Raw genomic sequence first — 18,701 nt, forward strand, 5'->3', positions numbered from 1 at the left:
TCGCGCCGACTGTCATGGTCACGCACGCTAGCGCGGGCGCGGGCCGCACGGAACGACCCGGACCCGCGTAGATTCCCCGTCCTCGCGCCTACCCCTTCCCGGATCACATACCGACTGGTTAGTCTGCCGGTGCAGTCGGCTGAGAGAGGCGGGATCCGATGAGTACGGTGCAGGGCGCTGGCGTAGTGGTCACAGGAGCCGGAGGCGGCATCGGTGCCGCCCTGGCCCGCAAATTCGCCGCGGAGGGTGCGCGGGTCGTCGTCAACGACCTCGACATCGGCAGGATCAAGGCGCTCGCCGAGGAGATCGGCGGCACCGCGGTCGCGGGCGACGCCTCGCAGATCGTGGACGCCGCCCGCGACGCGCTCGACGGCACGGTGGACGTCTACTGCGCCAACGCGGGGCTCGCCTCGCCCGGAGACGCGTTCGCCGACGAGGAGGTCTGGGCCGCGGCCTGGGACGTCAACGTCATGGCCCACGTACGCGCCGCGAAGGCCCTGCTCCCGGACTGGCTGGAGCGCGGCAGCGGCCGCTTCGTGTCCACCGCATCCGCCGCCGGGCTGCTCACGATGATCGGCGCGGCGCCGTACAGCGTCACCAAGCACGGCGCGGTCGCCTTCGCCGAGTGGCTCTCGCTGACCTACCGGCACCGGGGCGTCAAGGTCCACGCGATCTGCCCCCAGGGCGTCCGTACGGACATGCTGACCGCCGCGGGCTCGGCGGGCGAGCTCGTGCTGACCCCCGGCGCGATCGAGCCGGAGGCCGTCGCCGACGCGCTCTTCGACGCCATCGAGCAGGACCGCTTCCTCGTCCTGCCGCACCCCGAGGTCGCCGGGTACTACCGGGCCCGCGCCAAGGACCCCGACCACTGGCTCGGCAGCATGAACCACCTCCAGCAGAAGTGGGAGGGGGCCGGCGCATGACCGAGTCGATCTACGCGGCCAAGCCGTGGCTCGCGCTGCTGAGCGAGGCCCAGCGCGCCCCCGTGACCCCGGCGGAGACGCTGGTGCACGCGTTCCGCGCGGCCGTCTCGCGCGCGCCCGGACACCCGGCGCTCGCCTACTTCGACGGGCGCCTCGACTACCGCGAGACGGACGCGCTCTCGGACTCCGTCGCCGGACACCTCGCGGCCCGGGGGCTGCGGCAGGGCGACCGCGTCGCGATCATGCTCCAGAACACCCCGCAGTTCGTCATCGCGCTGCTCGGCGCCTGGAAGGCGGGCGCCACCGTCGTCCCCCTCAACCCGATGTACAAGTCCGGCGAGGTCGGTCACGTACTGAAGGACGCCGAGGTGAGCGCGCTGGTGTGCTCGGACCGGGCCTGGGACTCCTACCTGCGGGCCACCGCGGAGGCGGCCCCGAGCGTACGGATCGCCGTCACCGCCTGCGAGCTGGACCTCCAGACGAAGAACGACCCCCGCGTCCTGGGCTTCGAGCGGCTTCCCGCGCCGAGTGAGGACGACTGGGCCGACGACCTGGTCACCGTCGCCCGCCAGGGCCTCGCCGCCCCGGCGGACCGGGAGCTCGGCGCCGCCGACGTGGCACTGATCAGCTACACCTCGGGGACCAGCGGCACCCCCAAGGGCGCCATGAACTCCCACGGCAACATCATGGTCAACGCCGAGCGGCAGCGCACCGGTCACCCCATCGCCGAGGGCTCCGCCTACTTCGCGCTCGCCCCGCTCTTCCACATCACCGGCATGGTGTGCCAGCTCGCCGCCTGCGTCGCCAACGCGGGCACCCTGGTCCTGGCCTACCGCTTCGAGACGAGCGTCGTCCTCGAAGCGTTCGCCGAACACCGCCCCGCCTACACCGTCGGCCCGTCGACCGCCTTCATGGCGCTCGCCGCCCACCCCGGCGTCACGCCGGAGCACTTCGCCTCCTTCCAGGTGATCTCCTCGGGCGGCGCTCCGCTGCCGCCCGCGCTGGTGGAGAAGTTCCGGGCGGGCTTCGGCCCGTACATCCGCAACGGCTACGGACTCACCGAGTGCACGGCCCCCTGCGCCTCCGTACCGCCGGAGCGCGAAGCCCCTGTCGACCCGGCGTCCGGCACGCTCTCGGTCGGTGTCCCGGGACCGGACACCGTCGTCCGCATCCTCGACGAGAACGGCCAGGAGGTGCCCTTCGGGGAGCAGGGCGAGATCGTCGTGCGCGGGCCCCAGGTCGTCAGGGGGTACTGGAACCTTCCCGAGGCCACGGCCGCCGCCTTCCCGGACGGCGAACTGCGCACCGGCGACATCGGCTTCATGGACGCGGCCGGCTGGCTCTACGTCGTCGACCGCAAGAAGGACATGATCAACGCCTCCGGCTTCAAGGTGTGGCCGCGCGAGGTCGAGGACGTGCTCTACACCCATCCGGCGGTCCGTGAGGCGGCCGTCGTGGGCGTCCCCGATCCCTACCGCGGCGAGACCGTCCGGGCCTACGTCAGCCTGCGGCCGGGGGCCGGGGCGGGCCCGGAGGAACTGGGCGCGTACTGCAAGGAACGGCTCGCCGCGTACAAGTACCCGCGCGAGGTGGAGATCCTGACGGAGCTCCCCAAGACGGCTAGTGGGAAGATCCTCAGGCGGGAACTGCGTTCCCCCCGTTAGAACAGTTCACGCATGTGTACGGAAGGCAGGTGGCGGCAATGGCCAAGGCGACGGACGGGAACGGCACTCCCGTCCCTCAGAGGCTGCTGGCCGCCGCCACCCGGCTCTTCGCCGAGCGCGGCTACGACCGCACCTCGGTCCAGGAGATCGTCGAGGCGGCGGGAGTCACCAAGGGGGCGCTCTACCACTACTTCGGCTCCAAGGAGGACCTCCTCCACGAGGTGTACGCCCGGGTGCTGCGGCTCCAGCAGGAGCGGCTCGACGCCTATGCGAACGCCGACGCGCCGATCGAGCGGCGCCTGCGGGACGCGGCGGCCGACGTGGTCGTGACCACCATCGAGAACCTCGACGACGCCTCGATCTTCTTCCGCTCGATGCACCATCTGAGCCCCGAGAAGAACAAGCAGGTACGCGTGGAGCGGCGCCGCTACCACGAGCGTTTCCGGGCACTTGTCGAAGAGGGCCAGAAGACCGGGGTGTTCTCCACGGCTACTCCGGCGGACCTCGTGGTCGACTACCACTTCGGCTCGGTCCACCACCTGTCCACCTGGTACCGCCCCGACGGGCCGCTCAGCCAGCAGGAGGTCGCCGATCATCTGGCGGACCTGCTGCTGCGCGCCCTTCGCCCGTAGGCCGGACACGGCCCAGGGCCTCTCGCCCCCGCGAGGACATTCACGTGCGCTTCCCGGCCCCGGGGAGCGCACGGTCCGTTTATCGAACGGCCATGTCCGGTTCCCGCTCTTGACGGTGCACGGTCATGCAGTTGACCATCGGTCACGCACGTCGCACCAGTAGCTCCAGGACCCGGTCGGGCACGGCGCGGCCGGGTCACCCCCCGCACGTTCCGTCAGTCCCCGAACGGAATCCGGAGCCCCGAAATGATCCCCACCCGCTTCGCGCTGCGCAGATCCCAGGCAGCCGCCGCACTCGCCTTCGTCGCCCTGCTCGCCACCGCCGCCCCGGCGGCGCAGGCGGCGGACCCGAGCGGGGCCGCGGCCCCGCAGGCCGCTGCCGCCCCCGACATCCCGCTCGCCAACGTCAAGGCCCACCTCACCCAGTTGCAGTCGATAGCCACCGCCAACGGCGGCAACAGGGCGCACGGCAGGGCGGGTTACAAGGCGTCCGTCGACTATGTGAAGGCCAAGCTCGACGCGGCCGGATACACCACGGCCCTCCAGCAGTTCACCTCCGGCGGCGCCACCGGTTACAACCTGATCGCCGACTGGCCCGGCGGAGACCCCAACCAGGTCCTGATGGCCGGCTCGCACCTCGATTCCGTGTCCTCGGGCGCCGGCATCAACGACAACGGCTCGGGCTCCGCCGCCGTACTCGAAACCGCGCTCGCCGTCTCGCGCGCCCAGCTGGCACCGGACAAGCACCTGCGGTTCGCCTGGTGGGGCGCGGAGGAGCTGGGGCTCGTCGGGTCCAAGTACTACGTCAACAACCTTCCGACGACCGAGCGTTCCAAGCTCAGCGGCTACCTCAACTTCGACATGATCGGCTCGCCGAACCCCGGCTACTTCGTCTACGACGACGACCCCGTCATCGAGAAGACCTTCAAGGACTACTACGCGGCCCTGTCCGTACCGACCGAGATCGAGACGGAGGGCGACGGGCGCTCCGACCACGCCCCGTTCAAGACCGCGGGCGTGCCGGTCGGCGGTCTGTTCACCGGGGCCAGCAACACCAAGTCGAGCGCTCAGGCCCAGAAGTGGGGCGGCACGGCGGGGCAGTCGTTCGACCGCTGCTACCACTCCTCGTGCGACACCACGGCCAACATCAACGACACCGCCCTGGACCGCAACAGCGACGCCGTCGCCCACGCGATCTGGACCCTCTCCGCCGGTACGGTCACCCCGCCGGCCGGTGACGTCTACTCGACGACCACCGATGTGAGCGTGCCCGACAACGGGGCCGCTGTGACCTCGCCGCTCGCGGTGTCCGGCCGCACCGGCAACGCCCCCGCCGCTCTCCAGGTCGGCGTGGACATCAAGCACACCTACCGGGGTGACCTGGTCATCGACCTGCTCGCCCCCGACGGCACGGCCTACCGGCTGAAGAACTCGAGCAGCAGCGACTCCGCCGACAACGTGATCACGAGCTACACGGTCAACGCGTCGGCCGAGGCGGCGAACGGCACCTGGAGGCTCCGGGTGCAGGACGTGGCCGCGCAGGACACCGGCTTCGTCGACAGCTGGAAGCTCACCTTCTGATCCGTCCAACCAGGCCACACCTTGTGAGCCGTCCGGGGAGGCGCGCAGCACGCGCCTCCCCGAACGCCACGCGTGACTAGAGGTACTTCTTGATCTCGCGGCGCGCCAGCGACCGCTGGTGCACCTCGTCCGGGCCGTCAGCCAGGCGCAACGTCCGGGCCGCCGACCACAGTTCGGCGAGCGGATAGTCCTGGCTGACCCCGCCCGCGCCGTGCAGCTGCACCGCTTGGTCGAGGATGCCGACCACCGCGCGCGGGGTGGCGATCTTGATCGACTGGATCTCGGTGTGGGCCCCGCGGTTGCCCACGGTGTCCATCAGCCAGGCCGTCTTGAGTACGAGCAGCCGCAGCTGCTCCACGGTGACCCGGGCGTCCGCGATCCAGTTCTGCACGACGCCCTGCTGGGCGAGCGGCTTGCCGAACGCCGTACGGGACACGGCCCGCCGGCACATCAGCTCGATGGCCCGCTCGGCCATCCCGATGAGCCGCATGCAGTGGTGGATGCGGCCCGGGCCCAGCCGCGCCTGGGCGATGGCGAAGCCGCCGCCCTCCTCACCGATCAGGTTCGTCACGGGCACCCGCACATCGTTGAACACGACCTCGGCGTGACCGCCGTGGGAGTGGTCCTCGTAGCCGTACACCTGCATGGCGCGCCGCACTTCGAGCCCCGGGGTGTCGCGCGGGGCGAGGATCTGCGACTGCTGGCGCCGGATGTCGGTGCCCTCGGGGTCCGTCTTGCCCATCACGATGAAGATCCTGCAGTCGGGGTTCATCGCCCCCGAGATGAACCACTTGCGCCCGTTGATGACGTAGCTGTCGCCGTCCCGCGTGATCCGGGTCTCGATGTTCGTGGCGTCCGACGAGGCCACCTCCGGCTCGGTCATCGCGAACGCGGACCGGATCTCCCCGGCGAGCAGCGGCTCCAGCCACTGCTTCTTCTGCTCGTCGGTGCCGAACTGGAAGAGCACCTCCATGTTGCCGGTGTCCGGCGCCCCGCAGTTGAGTGCGGTCGGCGCCAACTGCGGGCTGCGTCCCAGGATCTCGGCCAGCGGGGCGTACTGGAGGTTGGTCAGCCCGGCACCGTACCCGGCATCGGGAAGGAACAGGTTCCACAGGCCCTGCCTGCGCGCCTCGGCCTTCAGGTCATCCACGATCCGCGGGGTGTCCCACGGGGAGGCGAGCTCCGCGCGCTGCTCCTCGGCGGTCTTCTCGGCCGGGTACACGTGCTCGTCCATGAAGGTGAGCAGCTTGGTGCGCAGCTCTTCGGTCCGGGCGTCGAATGCGAAGTCCATGGGGTAACTCAGCCTTCCTGGAGGGTGGTGAGACCGTGCTCGATGAAGACGGGGACGAGGTCGCCGATGCGGTCGAAGCCGCCGCCGACGGTCTGGCCCAGGGTGTAGCGGTAGTGGATGCCCTCCAGGATCACGGCGAGCTTGAACCAGGCGAACGCCGTGTACCAGGAGATGGCGGAGGTGTCGCGGCCGGAGCGGGCGGCATAGCGCTCGATCAGCTCCGCGGGGGTGGGATGGCCCGCCGCGCCGCTCGTGGTGGACACGGGGGACTCGGGCAGATCGAGGTCGGAGCTGTACATCACCAGGAGGCCCAGGTCGGTCAGCGGGTCGCCGAGGGTCGACATCTCCCAGTCGAGGACGGCCTTGATCTCGTCGTCCGGGCCGATCAGGACGTTGTCCAGGCGGTAGTCGCCGTGCACCACGGTCGCTGCGGGGGAGTCGGGGAGCGCGCGGCCCAGCGCGGAGTGCAGCTCGTCGATTCCGGCGAGGTCGCGGTTGCGGGAGGCGTCCAGCTGCTTGCCCCAACGGCGCAGCTGGCGGTCCAGGAAGCCCTCCGGGCGGCCGAAGTCGCCGAGCCCGACGGACTCCGGGTCCACGGCGTGGAGGTCCACCAGGGTGTCGACGAGGCCGAGGATCGCGGCCCGGGTGCGGTCGGCGCCGAGCGGGGCGAGCTGCTCGGCCGTGCGGTAGGGGGTCCCCTCGACGTACTCCATGACGTAGAAGGGTGATCCGATGACCGAGTCGTCCCCGCACAGCAGTACCGGCTCCGGGACCGGCACGCCGGTCGGGTGCAGGGCGCTGATGACCCGGTGCTCCCGCTTCATGTCGTGCGCGGTGGCCAGGACGTGGCCGAGCGGGGGCCGGCGGACGACCCACCGGCGGGTGCCGTCGCTGACGATGTACGTGAGGTTCGAGCGCCCGCCCTCGATCAGCCGGGCTTCGAGCGGTCCGCTCACCAGCCCCGGCCGCTCGCGGTCGAGGTAGCCGCGCAGCAGGTCGGGGTCGAGACCTGGCGGGTGGACTGGGCTCATGGTGCGCACCTCCGGGGCGTCAGAACGATCGGTGCCCATGATGCCGACCAGTCGGTATGTCGTCCAGTGAACTCCCGGAATCGGTGGACCCGATCCGGCCCGACATCCTTACGGACTCTGGCGTCCGGACTCATCCATGAATAGGGTTCACGTATGGATACAGCCCTGCTGATCGACGAAGTCCGTCTCACTCCGATCCTCATTGCCGATCCGCCCCTCCTCAACACCCAGGGCGTCCACCAGCCGTACACCCCGCGTCTCATCGTGGAAGTCGTCACACGCGGCGGAGTGACGGGCATCGGAGAGACGTACGGCGACGGCGAGTACCTCGGACTCGCCCGGCCGCTCGCCCAGGCACTGCCCGGCCGCCCGGTCAGCGATGTGAACGGCCTGTTCGCGCTCGCCGACGAGGTGTGCGGGGACTCACGGTCCGTCGACGAGCGGGTCGACGCGGGCGGGCTGCGCGGCGTGCAGACCGTCGACAAACTGCGGCTCTCCGTCGTCTCCGGCTTCGAGGTCGCCTGCCTGGACGCGCTCGGCAAGACCCTCGGCCTGCCCGTGCACGCCCTGCTCGGCGGCAGGGTCCGGGACGCCGTCGAGTACAGCGCCTACCTCTTCTACCGCTGGGCCGCCCACCCCGGGGCGGGCGAGCGGGACGACTGGGGCGCGGCGCTGGACCCGGCCGGAGTCGTCCGCCAGGCCCGGCGCTTCGCCCGCGAGCACGGCTTCTCCTCCTTCAAGCTCAAGGGCGGCGTCTTCGAGCCGGACCAGGAGATCGCCGCGATCGAGGCGCTCGCCGAGGCGTTCCCAGGGCGGCCGCTGCGCCTGGACCCCAACGGGGCCTGGTCCGTCGGGACCTCGCTGTACGTCGCGGACCGGCTCAAGGGCGTACTCGAATACCTGGAGGACCCGGCGAGCGGTACGGATGCCATGGCCGCGGTCTCCGCGGGCACGGACGTGCCGCTTGCCACGAACATGTGCGTCACGACGCTCGCGGAACTCCCCGACGCCTTCGCCCGCGACGCGGTTCAGGTCGTCCTCTCCGACCACCACTACTGGGGCGGGCTGCACCGCACCCGGGAGCTGGCCGCGATCTGCCGCACCTTCGGCGTCGGCCTGTCCATGCACTCCAACACCCACCTGGGCATCAGTCTCGCCGCGATGACCCACGTCGCGGCCACCGTGCCCAACCTCGACTACGCCTGCGACAGCCACTACCCGTGGCAGACCGAGGACGTCATCACCGCCCGCCACGTCTTCGAGGACGGCCGGCTGACGGTCTCCGACGCCCCGGGCCTCGGCGTCGAACTGGACCGCGAGCGCCTCGCCGTCCTGCACCGGCGCTGGCTCGACGACGACGGCAGGATGCGGGAGCGCGACGACGCCGCGGCGATGCGGGAGGCCGAACCGCACTGGACGGCGCCGCCGGTCCCACGCTGGTGAGAGGTCCGAGTTGCGGTGACCCTGACCCGCGTCGATGGTCATTAGATGAAGGCGATCAGCTACAGCAGGTACGGCTCGGCCGACGTCATGGAGTACGGCGAGCGGCCCGACCCGAAGGTCGGCCCCGACGCGGTGCTGGTGAAGGTGCGGGCCGCGTCCGTCAACCCCGTCGACTGGAAGGCCCGTGAGGGTTACCTCCAGACCGGTCTGGAAGCCGTATTCCCGGTGATCCCCGGCTGGGACGTCTCCGGAGTGGTCGTGCAACCCGGCGTCGCCGTGGACGAGTTCGCGGTGGGCGACGAGGTCATCGGGTACGTACGGGAGGACTTCCTCTCCCGCGGTACGTTCGCCGAGTACGTCGCCGCACCCGTACGCACCCTGGCCCGCAAGCCGCTCAGCCTGAGCTTCGAGGAGGCTGCGGGCCTGCCGCTGACCGGGCTCACCGCGTACCAGGTGCTGCACCGGACACTGAAGATCCGCAGCGGGGAGACGGTGCTCGTGCACGCGGCGGCCGGCGGCGTCGGCTCGATGGCCGTGCAGCTGGCCCGGCACGCGGGCTGCCGGGTCATCGGCACGGCCGGCCCGCACAACCACGACCATGTACGGCAGCTGGGCGCGGAACCCGTCGAGTACGGCGAAGGGCTCACCGACCGGCTGCGGGCCCTGGCCCCCGACGGCATCGACGCGGCCTTCGACACCATCGGCGGCGACGCGCTGCGCGCCTCCGCCGACACGCTCACGCCCGAGGGTCGCCTGGCCTCCGTCGCGGACGCCGAGGTCTTCTCCTACGGGGGCAAGTACGCATTCGTCCGGCCCGACGCCACGGACCTGGCCCACCTGGCGGAGCTGGCCGAACAGGGCATCGTCCGGGTCCATGTGGACCGGGTCTTCCCGCTCGCACTGGCCGCCGACGCCTACCGGCTCAACGAGGAGGGCCGCACCCGCGGAAAGATCATCGTCGCCGTGGAATGGGAAAGCTGAGCGGCCCGCCTCAGAACAGCATGGCGGCGGCGAACACCGCCAGCGCGACCGTGCACGCGGCCGATGCCAGCGCGCTGCGCGGCGACATCGGCCGCGGTCTCGCCGTCCCCATCGCCGTCACCCGCAGATGCGCCACCCGCAGAAAACCCAGCCAGGCCAGCACGCTCAGGCCCACGGCGATCACGGCCGCCGGGCCCGTCCCGTGGTGCAGCGCCTGGCGTCCCGCCAGGGTGGCGACCACCGTGCAGGACAGGGTGGTGCGGCGCCAGGCAAGTCTGGTCCGCTCCGGCTGGAGGCCGGGGTCCCGCTCCTCGGCGGACATCAGGAGTCCCAGCCGAAGAGGACCACCACCACCATCGCCAGGGCGACGGCGGCGATCGCGAGACTCAGCAGGGTCGGGAAGCGGGAGACCGGCAGGTCCTCACCCCGGCGCATGGCCCGCTCGCACCGCACCCAGTGGTTGACCGCGTGCAGCGCGCAGAGCACACCGGAGGCGAGCAGGGCGAGTGCCAGACAGGTCCGCACGCCCCAGGCCAGATCGGGGAGGAACTGGGCGACGGCGAAACCTCCGCCGATCAGCGCGAGAGCCGTACGGAGCCAGGCGAGGAAGGTGCGCTCGTTGGCGAGGGAGAAGCGGTAGTCGGGGGTGTCACCCTCTTCGCGGAGCCGCTGCGGCTCGAACCACAACCGCAGACCCCGCACGAATTCGTTCACGCCGGGAACCCTATCCGCCCTGATCCGCAGCTCCGGGCACGGCTGAGCGTGCCCGGAAGGCCCTCAGCCGCCGGTACGTCTCCAGCCCGTCCGGGACCCACGTCCAGTCGCCGAGCCGCCGCTCCAGTTCCGTATCGGTCAGGAAGGTGTGCCAGGCGACCTCCTCGGCCTGCGGACGCACCGGCAGCTCGCACCGCACCTGGTAGACGGACGACCACCACGTGTGGTGGCCGTCCTCGTACAGGAACGTGAACAGCGGTTCGGGGCGGGGGAGCCCGGTGACACCCAGCTCCTCCTCGGCCTCGCGCAGGGCCGCCTCGTCGTAGGACTCGCCCGCGCCCACGACTCCGCCGACGAACATGTCGTAGTGCGAGGGGAAAACCAGCTTGGTGGCGGTCCTGCGGTGCACGAACAGCCGCCCCTGCGCGTCCCGCGCCTCGATGAAGACGCAGCGGTGGCGCAGGCCCCGCGCGGTCGCTTCGCCGCGCGTGGCCTGTCCGACGACCTCGTCGTTCTCGTCGACGATGTCCAGGATCTCGTCAGCAGGAGTCATGCCGTCCATCCAACAGCACCCGGCCGGCGGCGCCGGACGGTTGACGTGGCCGCGGCCCGAACCCAAGATCTGACGCACGAGTAACTTGGTGACAAGGACGGAATCCCATGGCGTACGACGCTGATGTGATCGTGATCGGGGCAGGGCTCGCGGGGCTGGTGGCGACCGCCGAGCTCGTCGACGCGGGACGTTCGGTGATCCTGCTCGACCAGGAACCCGAGCAGTCCATCGGCGGCCAGGCGCACTGGTCCTTCGGGGGCCTGTTCCTCGTCGACTCGCCCGAGCAGCGCCGGATGAGGATCAAGGACAGCCACGAGCTGGCCCTCCAGGACTGGTACGGCACCGCGGGCTTCGACCGCGAGGAGGACCACTGGCCACGGAAGTGGGCGGAGGCGTACGTCGACTTCGCGGCCGGCGAGAAACGGTCCTGGCTGCACGCCCAGGGAATGCGGTTCTTCCCTGTCGTGGGCTGGGCGGAGCGCGGCGGATACGACGCCACCGGCCACGGCAACTCCGTCCCCCGCTTCCACATCACCTGGGGCACCGGGCCGGGCGTCGTCGCCCCCTTCGAGCGCCGGGTGCGCGAGGGCGTAGCCAAGGGCCTCGTCCGCTTCGCCTTCCGCCACCGGGTCACCGGCCTCGGCCGCTCGGCGGGGACGGTCGACACGGTCACCGGCGAGATCCTCGGACCGAGCGGAGCGGAGCGCGGCACCGCGAGCAGCCGCGAAGCCACCGGCACCTTCGAACTGAAGGCCCAGGCCGTGATCGTCACCTCCGGCGGCATCGGCGGCAACCACGACCTCGTACGGTCCCAGTGGCCCGAGCGGCTCGGTACCCCGCCCGAGAAGATGCTCTCCGGCGTCCCCGCCCACGTCGACGGACTGATGCTCGGGATCGCGGAGGAGGCGGGCGCGCACCACATCAACCGCGACCGGATGTGGCACTACACCGAGGGCATCGAGAACTGGAACCCGATCTGGGCCAAGCACGGCATCCGTATCCTCCCCGGCCCGTCGTCCCTCTGGCTGGACGCCCGCGGAAAGCGGCTCCCGGTCCCGCTCTTCCCCGGCTTCGACACGCTCGGCACCCTCGACCACATCATGAAGTCGGGCCACGGCTACACGTGGTTCGTCCTCGACCAGCGGATCATCGGCAAGGAGTTCGCGCTCTCCGGCTCCGAGCAGAACCCGGATCTCACCGGCAAGTCGGTCCGCGACGTGATCGGCCGGGCGCGCGCCGACGTACCGGCGCCCGTCAAGGCGTTCATGGACAAGGGCGTGGACTTCGTCGTCGAGAAGGACCTCGGCGCCCTCGTACGCGGAATGAACGCGCTGACCGGCGACGGCCTCATCGACGAGGACGGACTGCGCCGCGAAATCACCGCACGCGACCGCGAGATCGCCAACCCCTTCACCAAGGACCTCCAGGTCACGGCGATCCACGGGGCCCGCGCCTATCTGGGCGACAAGCTGATCCGTACGGCGAAGCCGCACCGCATCCTCGACCCGAAGGCGGGCCCGCTGATCGCGGTGCGCCTCAACATCCTCACCCGCAAGTCGCTGGGCGGCCTGGAGACGGACCTGTCCTCACGCGTCCTCGCGGCGGACGGCAGCCCGCTGCCCGGGGTGTACGCGGCGGGGGAGGCGGCAGGCTTCGGCGGCGGCGGAGTCCACGGCTACCGGTCGCTGGAAGGCACGTTCCTCGGCGGCTGCATCTTCTCGGGCCGGGCGGCGGGCCGGGCGGCGGCGGAGGCGGTCGGCTAGGGCGGGCAGGGGGGCAGGGGGGGCGGGCCCCCGGGCAGCGGCTGCCTACCTGCCCCCGCCCGCCGCCCCTCCACGCCGCTCACCCCAGCGGCTCCAGCACCTCCACCACCCGGAACCGCTCGGCGACGATCATCGTGTCGTCGTCGACCGTGAAATCCGGGTCGCCGAGCGCCTCCCGCATCTCCTCGCCGTGCCAGAAGCGCTCGTGCGAGGCACGCCATTCGGCGACCGTCGTCCAGCCCTCGCCCTCGTCGATCGCGTGCTGGAGATCCACGTCGCCGAGCCGTACCACGCGGACGTCCGTCACCTCCACCACGGCGACCTCCCGCCCGTCCGAGTCGATCAGCGCGGACCGCTCGCCCACCGGCGGCAACTCCTCCTTCTCGGCCTCGTACTCGGCCAGCAGACCGGACGTGGACACCTTCGCACCGGCGAGCACCGCGGCGACCAACTGGTCGCGCAGCGGCCCCGGGAAGACGAAGAGGAGTGGTTTGAGAGGTTCACGATTCTCCATGACGCCAGTGTGGCACGCGTCACTCCGTGCGCCCCCGGCACCCGCGGTGAGCTGCACGAACCTCTCCCGACCGGGACGCTTCCGGCCAACTGTGGCGGAAGTGAGAGGAGTTGGCGAAGGTCACCCCTTGACTCGGAGCGTTACCTACCGGTTTGCTGTGCGCGATCATTTGCTCGCACACCGCGTCGAAAGAAGTCTGCGGATGTCCCCGCCTCCGCCGCCCCTGGGCCGCTCCCGCCGAAGGGGCGGTCGCTCGGACCACTCGTTCGACCCGGCCCTCGACGACGACGAACTCATCGAAGTGCGAGGGCAGTTCGAGCAGGGCCGGTGGACCAGGGTGCGTACCCTCCTCGCCGCGACCGGTACCGACTGGGACCGCAGGGGACACCGCGTCGTCGCCCTCGCCGCGGCGCCGTCCGCCCTCGGCTGGGCCGACGACTGGCTCCTCGCCGAACCCGACAGCACCGACGCCGCCACGCTCCTCGCCTGCGCTTCGGTCGCCCGCGCCCTGCGCCCCAATGCGCCCGCCGGGGCCCCCGAGCGGGCCCGGGAAGCCTGCCTCGCCGCCACCCGGCTCGACTCCGCGGACCCGACGCCCTGGCTGGGCCTGCTGATGCTCGACGGCGCACGCGGCTCGCAGGGGCAGGACGGTGCGCGGGAGGAAGCCGCCCGGCACTTCGAGGAGATCCGCGCCCGCCACCCCGAGCACCACCAGGCCCACCACCTGATGACCGCCCAGCTCGCCGAGAGCCACCCCGAGAGCGGCCAGGACCCCCTGCACGAGGTCTACGACTTCGCCGCCTGGGCCTCCGAACAGGCCCCGGCCGATTCCCCGCTCGCCGTGCTCCCCGTGGTCGCGCACGCAGAGCGGTACCGCGTCCTCGTCGCCGCGGGCAGCGAGTCCGACGACCCGGCCGGCTCCGGGCACTGGTCGGGACGGCGGGCCAGACAGGTCATGAAGGCCGCCTTCGACTGGTGGCTGGAGTGGGAGCGGGAGGACCACCCCCGCCACCGCGCCGACCTCAACTTCCTCGCACACGCGAAGGTGTGCGAAGGCCGGCCGGCCGAGGCCGCCGCCCTCTTCCACCGCATCGGCCCGCACCTCACCGCGGCTCCCTGGTCGTACTCCGGCCGCGATCCGTACCCCGAATTCCTCGCCGCGCGCCGCTTCGCGCTCGGTGCCCCGTGACCCGCTTCGCACTCAACGAAGGGAACAACCCCGCCATGTCGACGGGCAGTTCAGATACCAGACGGGCCGGCGCCGCGAAGGTGACCGGCGACACCGGCGGGATCAACACCTACAAGGGTGAGGAACGCGCGCTGCGGGCCGACCGGCTCGGCACCCCGGGGCTGCTCCTCTCGGTCCTCGCCGCCAGCGCCCCGCTGATGGTCGTCGCCGGTGTGATGCCCACGGTCTTCGGCGTGATGGGCATCGTGGGCCAGCCCCTGCTCTACGTCATCCTCGGCATCGTCCTCATGCTGTTCGGCGTCGGCTACGCGGAGATGAGCCGGCACGTGCACAACGCCGGCGCCTTCTACGCGTACATCGCGCGCGGACTCGGTCCCACGGCAGGCGCCGGCGCCTCGCTCGTGGCCCTGGTCGCCTACAGCGCCATGCAGGTCGGCATCTACGGCATCCTCGGGTTCGAGGTCTCCGGGCTCTTCGCCACCTATCTCGACATCGAGATCACCTGGTGGATGCCGGCCCTCGTCGCCGTCGTGGTCGTCGGCGCCCTCGGCTGGCTCAAGATCGACCTCAACGCCAAGGTGCTCGGCGTGCTGCTGGTCGTCGAGTGCGCCCTCGTAGTGATCTTCGACATCGCCGCCGTCAGCCAACCGGGCCCCGAGGGCCTGTCCCTGCACGCGTTCAACCCCGACACCCTCACCGGGGCGGGACTCGGCACCGCGCTCTGCTTCTGCGTCGCGGCGTTCGTCGGCTTCGAGCAGGCCCCCGTGTACGCCGAGGAGACCAGCCGGCCGCAGGTCGTGGTGTCGCGCGTGATGTTCCTGGCCGTCGGGTACGCGGCCCTGTTCCTCGCCGTCAGCTCCTGGGCCGTGACCGTCGCCACCGGCCCCGGCTCCGTAGCGGACACCTCGCTGAAGGAGGGCCCGGGCATGCTCTTCAACCTCACCGAGGAGCGGCTCGGCGGCACGTTCACGGACGTGCTCCACGTCCTCTTCGTCACCGGCATGTTCGCCGCGCTCCTCAGCTTCCACAACGTCGTCGCCCGCTACGCGTTCGCGATGGGCCGCGAGGGCCTGTTGCCCGCCGCCTTCGGCCGTACGAACAAGACCAGCGGCGCCCCCGCCACCGGCTCGCTGCTCCAGTCCGGCCTCTCCTTCGTCATCGTGCTGGCCTTCGCCGTCACCGACGACAATCCGGTCGGCGACCCCACCGCGCCGGTGCTGCACCTGTTCACCTGGATGGGCAACGTCGGCGCGCTCGGCGTCATCCTGCTGATGGCCGCCGCCGCCTTCGCCGTCATCGCCTTCTTCGTGCGGCGCGGCGCGGGCCGGGCGCAGGCGCCCCGCCTGGTGGCCTCGGGACTGGCCGGCCTCGCTCTGCTGGCCATCGCCGTCCTCACCGTCAGGGACTTCGACGTACTGGTCGGCACCGGCCCCGGCTCGTCCCTCACCTGGCTGCTGCCCGGCATCATCGGCGCCGCACTCGTCGGCGGGCTGGTCTACGGCGCCGTGCTGCGCTCCACCAAGCCGGAGGTGCACGCGAGGATCGGTCTCGGTAACGAAGCGTTCCAGCTGGAGAAGGCCGCCGAGGCCGAGGCCGAGGCCGTCGCACGCTGAGGGAGCTTCTTACCGAAGAGTGACGGACCCCCGCGGCCCCTGGTGACGGGAGGCCGCGGGTGTTCTATTGGGGGCGTGAACAGTCGCCCTCCCGATGCCGAAGGCCCGCCCGTCGGCCGCCGTCTGATCCTGTCCGTGCTCGGCGTGGGCGCGGCGGCGATGGCCGCCGCACCAGCACTCCAGCGGGTCATGGAGACCGGCCTCGGCGCGGTCGCCGGAAAGGACCCCACCGGACTGACCGGACTCCTGCCCAACGGCGGCGGTTTCCGCTACTACTCGGTGGTCTCCTCCGTACCGCGCAGGAGCGCCGCCGACTACCGCCTCACCGTGGACGGGCTCGTGGACCGGCCCACCACGTACACCCTCGACTCCCTCAAGGCGCTGCCGCAGACCCGGCTGGTCCGCGATGTCCAGTGCGTCACCGGCTGGCGGGTCCCCGCGACCCCCTTCGACGGGGTACGGCTCTCCGCCCTGCTGGACGCGGCCGGTGTACGGCCCGGGGCGAAGGCCATCCGCTTCACGTGCTTCGACGGCGCGTACAGCGAAAGCCTCACGCTCGAGCAGGCCCGGCGCGACGACGTACTGGTCGCGCTGCGGATGCGGGACCGGCCGCTCGGCCACTCCCACGGCGGGCCGGTCCGGCTGTACGTGGCCCCGATGTACTTCTACAAGTCGGCGAAATGGCTCTCCGGGATCACCGTCACCGACTCCGTGCGCCCCGGATACTGGGAGGAGCTCGGATATGACGTCGACGCCTGGGTCGGCCGGTCCAACGGCCGCGACGACACCCCCACCGTCTGAAGCCTCCGCGCGGGTCCGCCGGTTCACCGCGGGCGAGCGATGGGTGCACCGCACCACGGCGTGGCTCACCCTCCTGTGCGTGGCCACCGCCGCCTTCCTGTACGTTCCCCAGCTCGCCGAACTCGTCGGCCGCCGCCACCTCGTGGTCACCGTCCACGAATGGTCCGGGCTGCTGATCCCCGTACCGCTGCTCGCGGGGCTCGTTTCGCGGGCGCTGCGCGCCGATCTCTCCCGGCTCAACCGCTTCGCGCCGTACGACAGGCAGTGGCTGCGCGCTGCCCTGCGCCGCGACCACCGGGACGCTTCCCGGCCCGCGGGGAAGTTCAACGCGGGCCAGAAGCTCTACGCCGCCTGGATCGCCGGCGCGCTGCTCGTCATGCTCGGGACCGGCCTGCTGATGTGGTTCACCGGCATCGCCCCGCTGGTGTGGCGCACGAGCGCGACGTTCGTGCACGACTGGCTCGCACTGGCGGTCGGCATCGTGCTGGCGGCACACATGGCGATGGCGCTCGCCGACCCGGAGGCACGCCGTGGCATGCGTACCGGGTCGGTCGAGCGCCGGTGGGCCCGCCGTCGGCACCCGCAGTGGCGGGAACCGGAGGACTGACTACAGGACGAGCGACAGCAGCATGATGAAGCCGAGGGCGACGACGGAGATGATCGTCTCCATCACCGACCAGGTCTTGACCGTCTGCCCGACGTCCATGCCGAAGTACTCCTTGACCAGCCAGAAACCCGCGTCGTTGACATGGCTGAAGAAGAGCGAACCGGCACCGACGGCGAGGACGAGCAGCGCCGCGTGGGGCGTCGACATGTCGGCTGCCAGCGGGGCGACCAGACCGGCCGCCGAGATGGTGGCCACCGTGGCCGAGCCGGTCGCGAGGCGGATGGCGACGGCGATCAGCCAGCCGAGCAGCAGGGCAGGGATCGACCAGTTCTCGGAGAACTCCAGGATCATCTGGCCGACGCCCGCGTCGATCAGGGTGGTCTTGAAGCCACCGCCCGCACCGACGATCAGCAGCACACCGGCGATCGGTGCGAGGGACTTCTCGACGGTGGTGGAGAGCCGCGCCTTGGTGAATCCGGCGGCCCGGCCCAGCGTGAACATCCCGAGGATCACGGCGGCGAGCAGCGCGATGAGCGGCGAGCCGATCACGTCGGTGACCCGCTGGACGTGGTTCTCCGGGTCGTCCACGACGATGTCGACGAGGGCCTTGGCCAGCATCAGCACGACGGGCAGCAGCACGGTCGCCAGCGTGGCACCGAAGCCGGGACGACGGTCCAGGTCCTCGGAGGGGCGCTGCGGAATCATCTTCTCGGGCGCCTGGATGTCGACCCAGCGGGCGGCGTAACGGGAGAAGACCGGGCCCGCGATGATCACCGTGGGGATCGCGACGAGCACACCCAGCGCCAGCGTGACACCGAGGTTGGCGTCCAGGGCGTCGATGGCGACCAGCGGACCGGGGTGCGGCGGGATGAGCCCGTGCATCACCGAGAGCCCGGCGAGCGACGGGATACCGATCCGCATCAGGGAGTAGTTGCCGCGCTTGGCGACCAGCAGCACCACCGGGATCAGCAGCACGATGCCGACCTCGAAGAACAGCGGCAGACCGATGATCGAGGCGATCAGCACCATCGCCCACGGCATGGCACGCCCGCTCGCCTTCGCGAGGATCGTGTCGACGATCTGGTCCGCACCGCCGGAATCGGCGAGCAGCTTGCCCAGGATCGCGCCGAGCGCGATGAGGACACCGACGCTGGCCACGGTCGAACCGAGGCCGGCGGAGAAGCTGGTGATCGTCTTGTCCAGCGGTGCCCCGGCGAAGGCGCCGAGCGCCAGTGAGCCGATGGTCAGGGCCAGGAAGGCGTGCACCTTGAACTTGGTGATGAGCAGAACGATGACGGCTATGCCCGCCAGGACTGCGATGCCCAACTGAGCGTTGCCTGCCGAAGTGATGGGTTCGACGGCGTCCGCTGCCAGCATCTCGACGCTGAGACCGGTCACGGT

At 71.1% G+C, this 18,701-nt stretch carries 18 protein-coding genes; 11 read left to right on the top strand and 7 right to left on the bottom strand.

What is annotated here, in order from left to right; translation table 11 throughout:
* Positions 1-158: 158 nt before the first annotated feature.
* The 4 genes from ACFWSK_RS14990 to ACFWSK_RS15005 all read left to right on the top strand — a co-directional run bounded on the left by ACFWSK_RS14990 (position 159) and on the right by ACFWSK_RS15005 (position 4,800).
* Positions 159-923: an SDR family oxidoreductase gene (locus ACFWSK_RS14990; RefSeq protein ID WP_383785160.1), complete on the top strand. Its 765-nt coding sequence runs from the start codon at positions 159-161 to the stop codon at positions 921-923.
* Complete coding sequence (locus tag ACFWSK_RS14995; protein WP_383785163.1) at positions 920-2,587, top strand: AMP-binding protein; 1,668 nt, start codon at positions 920-922, stop codon at positions 2,585-2,587. The genes ACFWSK_RS14990 and ACFWSK_RS14995 overlap by 4 nt, the downstream gene beginning before the upstream one ends.
* A 38-nt stretch (positions 2,588-2,625) precedes the next feature.
* On the top strand, positions 2,626-3,219 hold the full coding sequence (locus ACFWSK_RS15000; RefSeq protein ID WP_383785166.1) for a TetR/AcrR family transcriptional regulator: 594 nt from the start codon (positions 2,626-2,628) through the stop codon (positions 3,217-3,219).
* 246 nt (positions 3,220-3,465) lie between these two features.
* Positions 3,466-4,800, top strand: coding sequence for a M28 family metallopeptidase (locus ACFWSK_RS15005; RefSeq protein ID WP_383785169.1), 1,335 nt, complete (start codon positions 3,466-3,468; stop codon positions 4,798-4,800).
* Positions 4,801-4,876: 76 nt separating this feature from the next.
* Here the strand turns inward: ACFWSK_RS15005 and ACFWSK_RS15010 are convergent, their stop codons facing one another.
* The gene (locus tag ACFWSK_RS15010) at positions 4,877-6,091 is read right to left on the bottom strand and encodes an acyl-CoA dehydrogenase family protein (protein WP_383785173.1); all 1,215 of its coding nucleotides are present in this window, start codon (positions 6,089-6,091) and stop codon (positions 4,877-4,879) included.
* Positions 6,092-6,099: 8 nt separating this feature from the next.
* Positions 6,100-7,122, bottom strand: coding sequence for a phosphotransferase family protein (locus tag ACFWSK_RS15015; protein WP_383785176.1), 1,023 nt, complete (start codon positions 7,120-7,122; stop codon positions 6,100-6,102).
* A 153-nt stretch (positions 7,123-7,275) separates the two neighbouring features.
* On the opposite strand from ACFWSK_RS15015, the gene ACFWSK_RS15020 reads away from it, so the two are divergent.
* Together ACFWSK_RS15020 and ACFWSK_RS15025 are read left to right on the top strand one after the other, a co-directional pair.
* Complete coding sequence (locus ACFWSK_RS15020) at positions 7,276-8,565, top strand: enolase C-terminal domain-like protein (protein WP_383785179.1); 1,290 nt, start codon at positions 7,276-7,278, stop codon at positions 8,563-8,565.
* A gap of 45 nt (positions 8,566-8,610) precedes the next feature.
* Positions 8,611-9,546 (top strand): NADP-dependent oxidoreductase, encoded by a 936-nt coding sequence (locus tag ACFWSK_RS15025; protein ID WP_383785182.1) that lies wholly within the window; start codon positions 8,611-8,613, stop codon positions 9,544-9,546.
* 10 nt (positions 9,547-9,556) lie between these two features.
* Here ACFWSK_RS15025 and ACFWSK_RS15030 read toward each other — a convergent pair whose 3' ends face one another.
* Genes ACFWSK_RS15030 through ACFWSK_RS15040 form a run of 3 tightly spaced genes read right to left on the bottom strand, consistent with a single transcriptional unit; the run spans position 9,557 to position 10,813 of the window.
* Positions 9,557-9,868 (bottom strand): DUF202 domain-containing protein, encoded by a 312-nt coding sequence (locus tag ACFWSK_RS15030; protein ID WP_383785185.1) that lies wholly within the window; start codon positions 9,866-9,868, stop codon positions 9,557-9,559.
* A complete protein-coding gene (locus tag ACFWSK_RS15035) occupies positions 9,868-10,260 on the bottom strand; it encodes a YidH family protein (RefSeq protein ID WP_383785188.1) in 393 nt (130 codons plus the stop codon). The genes ACFWSK_RS15030 and ACFWSK_RS15035 overlap by 1 nt, the downstream gene beginning before the upstream one ends.
* 10 nt (positions 10,261-10,270) lie before the next feature.
* The gene (locus tag ACFWSK_RS15040) at positions 10,271-10,813 is read right to left on the bottom strand and encodes an NUDIX hydrolase (protein WP_383785191.1); all 543 of its coding nucleotides are present in this window, start codon (positions 10,811-10,813) and stop codon (positions 10,271-10,273) included.
* A gap of 107 nt (positions 10,814-10,920) precedes the next feature.
* Between ACFWSK_RS15040 and ACFWSK_RS15045 the strand changes: the two genes are divergently transcribed.
* Positions 10,921-12,576, top strand: a complete 1,656-nt coding sequence (locus tag ACFWSK_RS15045) for an FAD-binding dehydrogenase (RefSeq protein ID WP_383785194.1) — start codon at positions 10,921-10,923, stop codon at positions 12,574-12,576.
* Between the two features lie 79 nt (positions 12,577-12,655).
* On the opposite strand, the gene ACFWSK_RS15050 is transcribed toward ACFWSK_RS15045, so the two are convergent.
* The gene (locus ACFWSK_RS15050) at positions 12,656-13,090 is read right to left on the bottom strand and encodes an ASCH domain-containing protein (RefSeq protein ID WP_383785197.1); all 435 of its coding nucleotides are present in this window, start codon (positions 13,088-13,090) and stop codon (positions 12,656-12,658) included.
* Positions 13,091-13,292: 202 nt separating this feature from the next.
* Here ACFWSK_RS15050 and ACFWSK_RS15055 point away from each other — a divergent pair, with 202 nt between their 5' ends.
* The 4 genes from ACFWSK_RS15055 to ACFWSK_RS15070 all read left to right on the top strand — a co-directional run bounded on the left by ACFWSK_RS15055 (position 13,293) and on the right by ACFWSK_RS15070 (position 17,300).
* Positions 13,293-14,279, top strand: a complete 987-nt coding sequence (locus ACFWSK_RS15055) for a hypothetical protein (RefSeq protein ID WP_383785200.1) — start codon at positions 13,293-13,295, stop codon at positions 14,277-14,279.
* A 35-nt stretch (positions 14,280-14,314) separates the two neighbouring features.
* A complete protein-coding gene (locus ACFWSK_RS15060; protein ID WP_383785345.1) occupies positions 14,315-15,892 on the top strand; it encodes an APC family permease in 1,578 nt (525 codons plus the stop codon).
* 66 nt (positions 15,893-15,958) lie between these two features.
* On the top strand, positions 15,959-16,693 hold the full coding sequence (locus ACFWSK_RS15065; RefSeq protein ID WP_383785347.1) for a molybdopterin-dependent oxidoreductase: 735 nt from the start codon (positions 15,959-15,961) through the stop codon (positions 16,691-16,693).
* A complete protein-coding gene (locus ACFWSK_RS15070; protein ID WP_383785203.1) occupies positions 16,635-17,300 on the top strand; it encodes a cytochrome b/b6 domain-containing protein in 666 nt (221 codons plus the stop codon). Before ACFWSK_RS15065 ends, ACFWSK_RS15070 begins: the two co-directional genes overlap by 59 nt.
* On the opposite strand, the gene ACFWSK_RS15075 is transcribed toward ACFWSK_RS15070, so the two are convergent.
* Entirely contained in the window at positions 17,301-18,698 is a 1,398-nt protein-coding gene (locus ACFWSK_RS15075) for a GntP family permease (RefSeq protein WP_383785206.1), read from the bottom strand.
* Positions 18,699-18,701 lie beyond the last annotated feature (3 nt).

The sequence above is a fragment of the Streptomyces sp. NPDC058620 genome (genome assembly GCF_042717135.1).
Classification (GTDB): domain Bacteria; phylum Actinomycetota; class Actinomycetes; order Streptomycetales; family Streptomycetaceae; genus Streptomyces.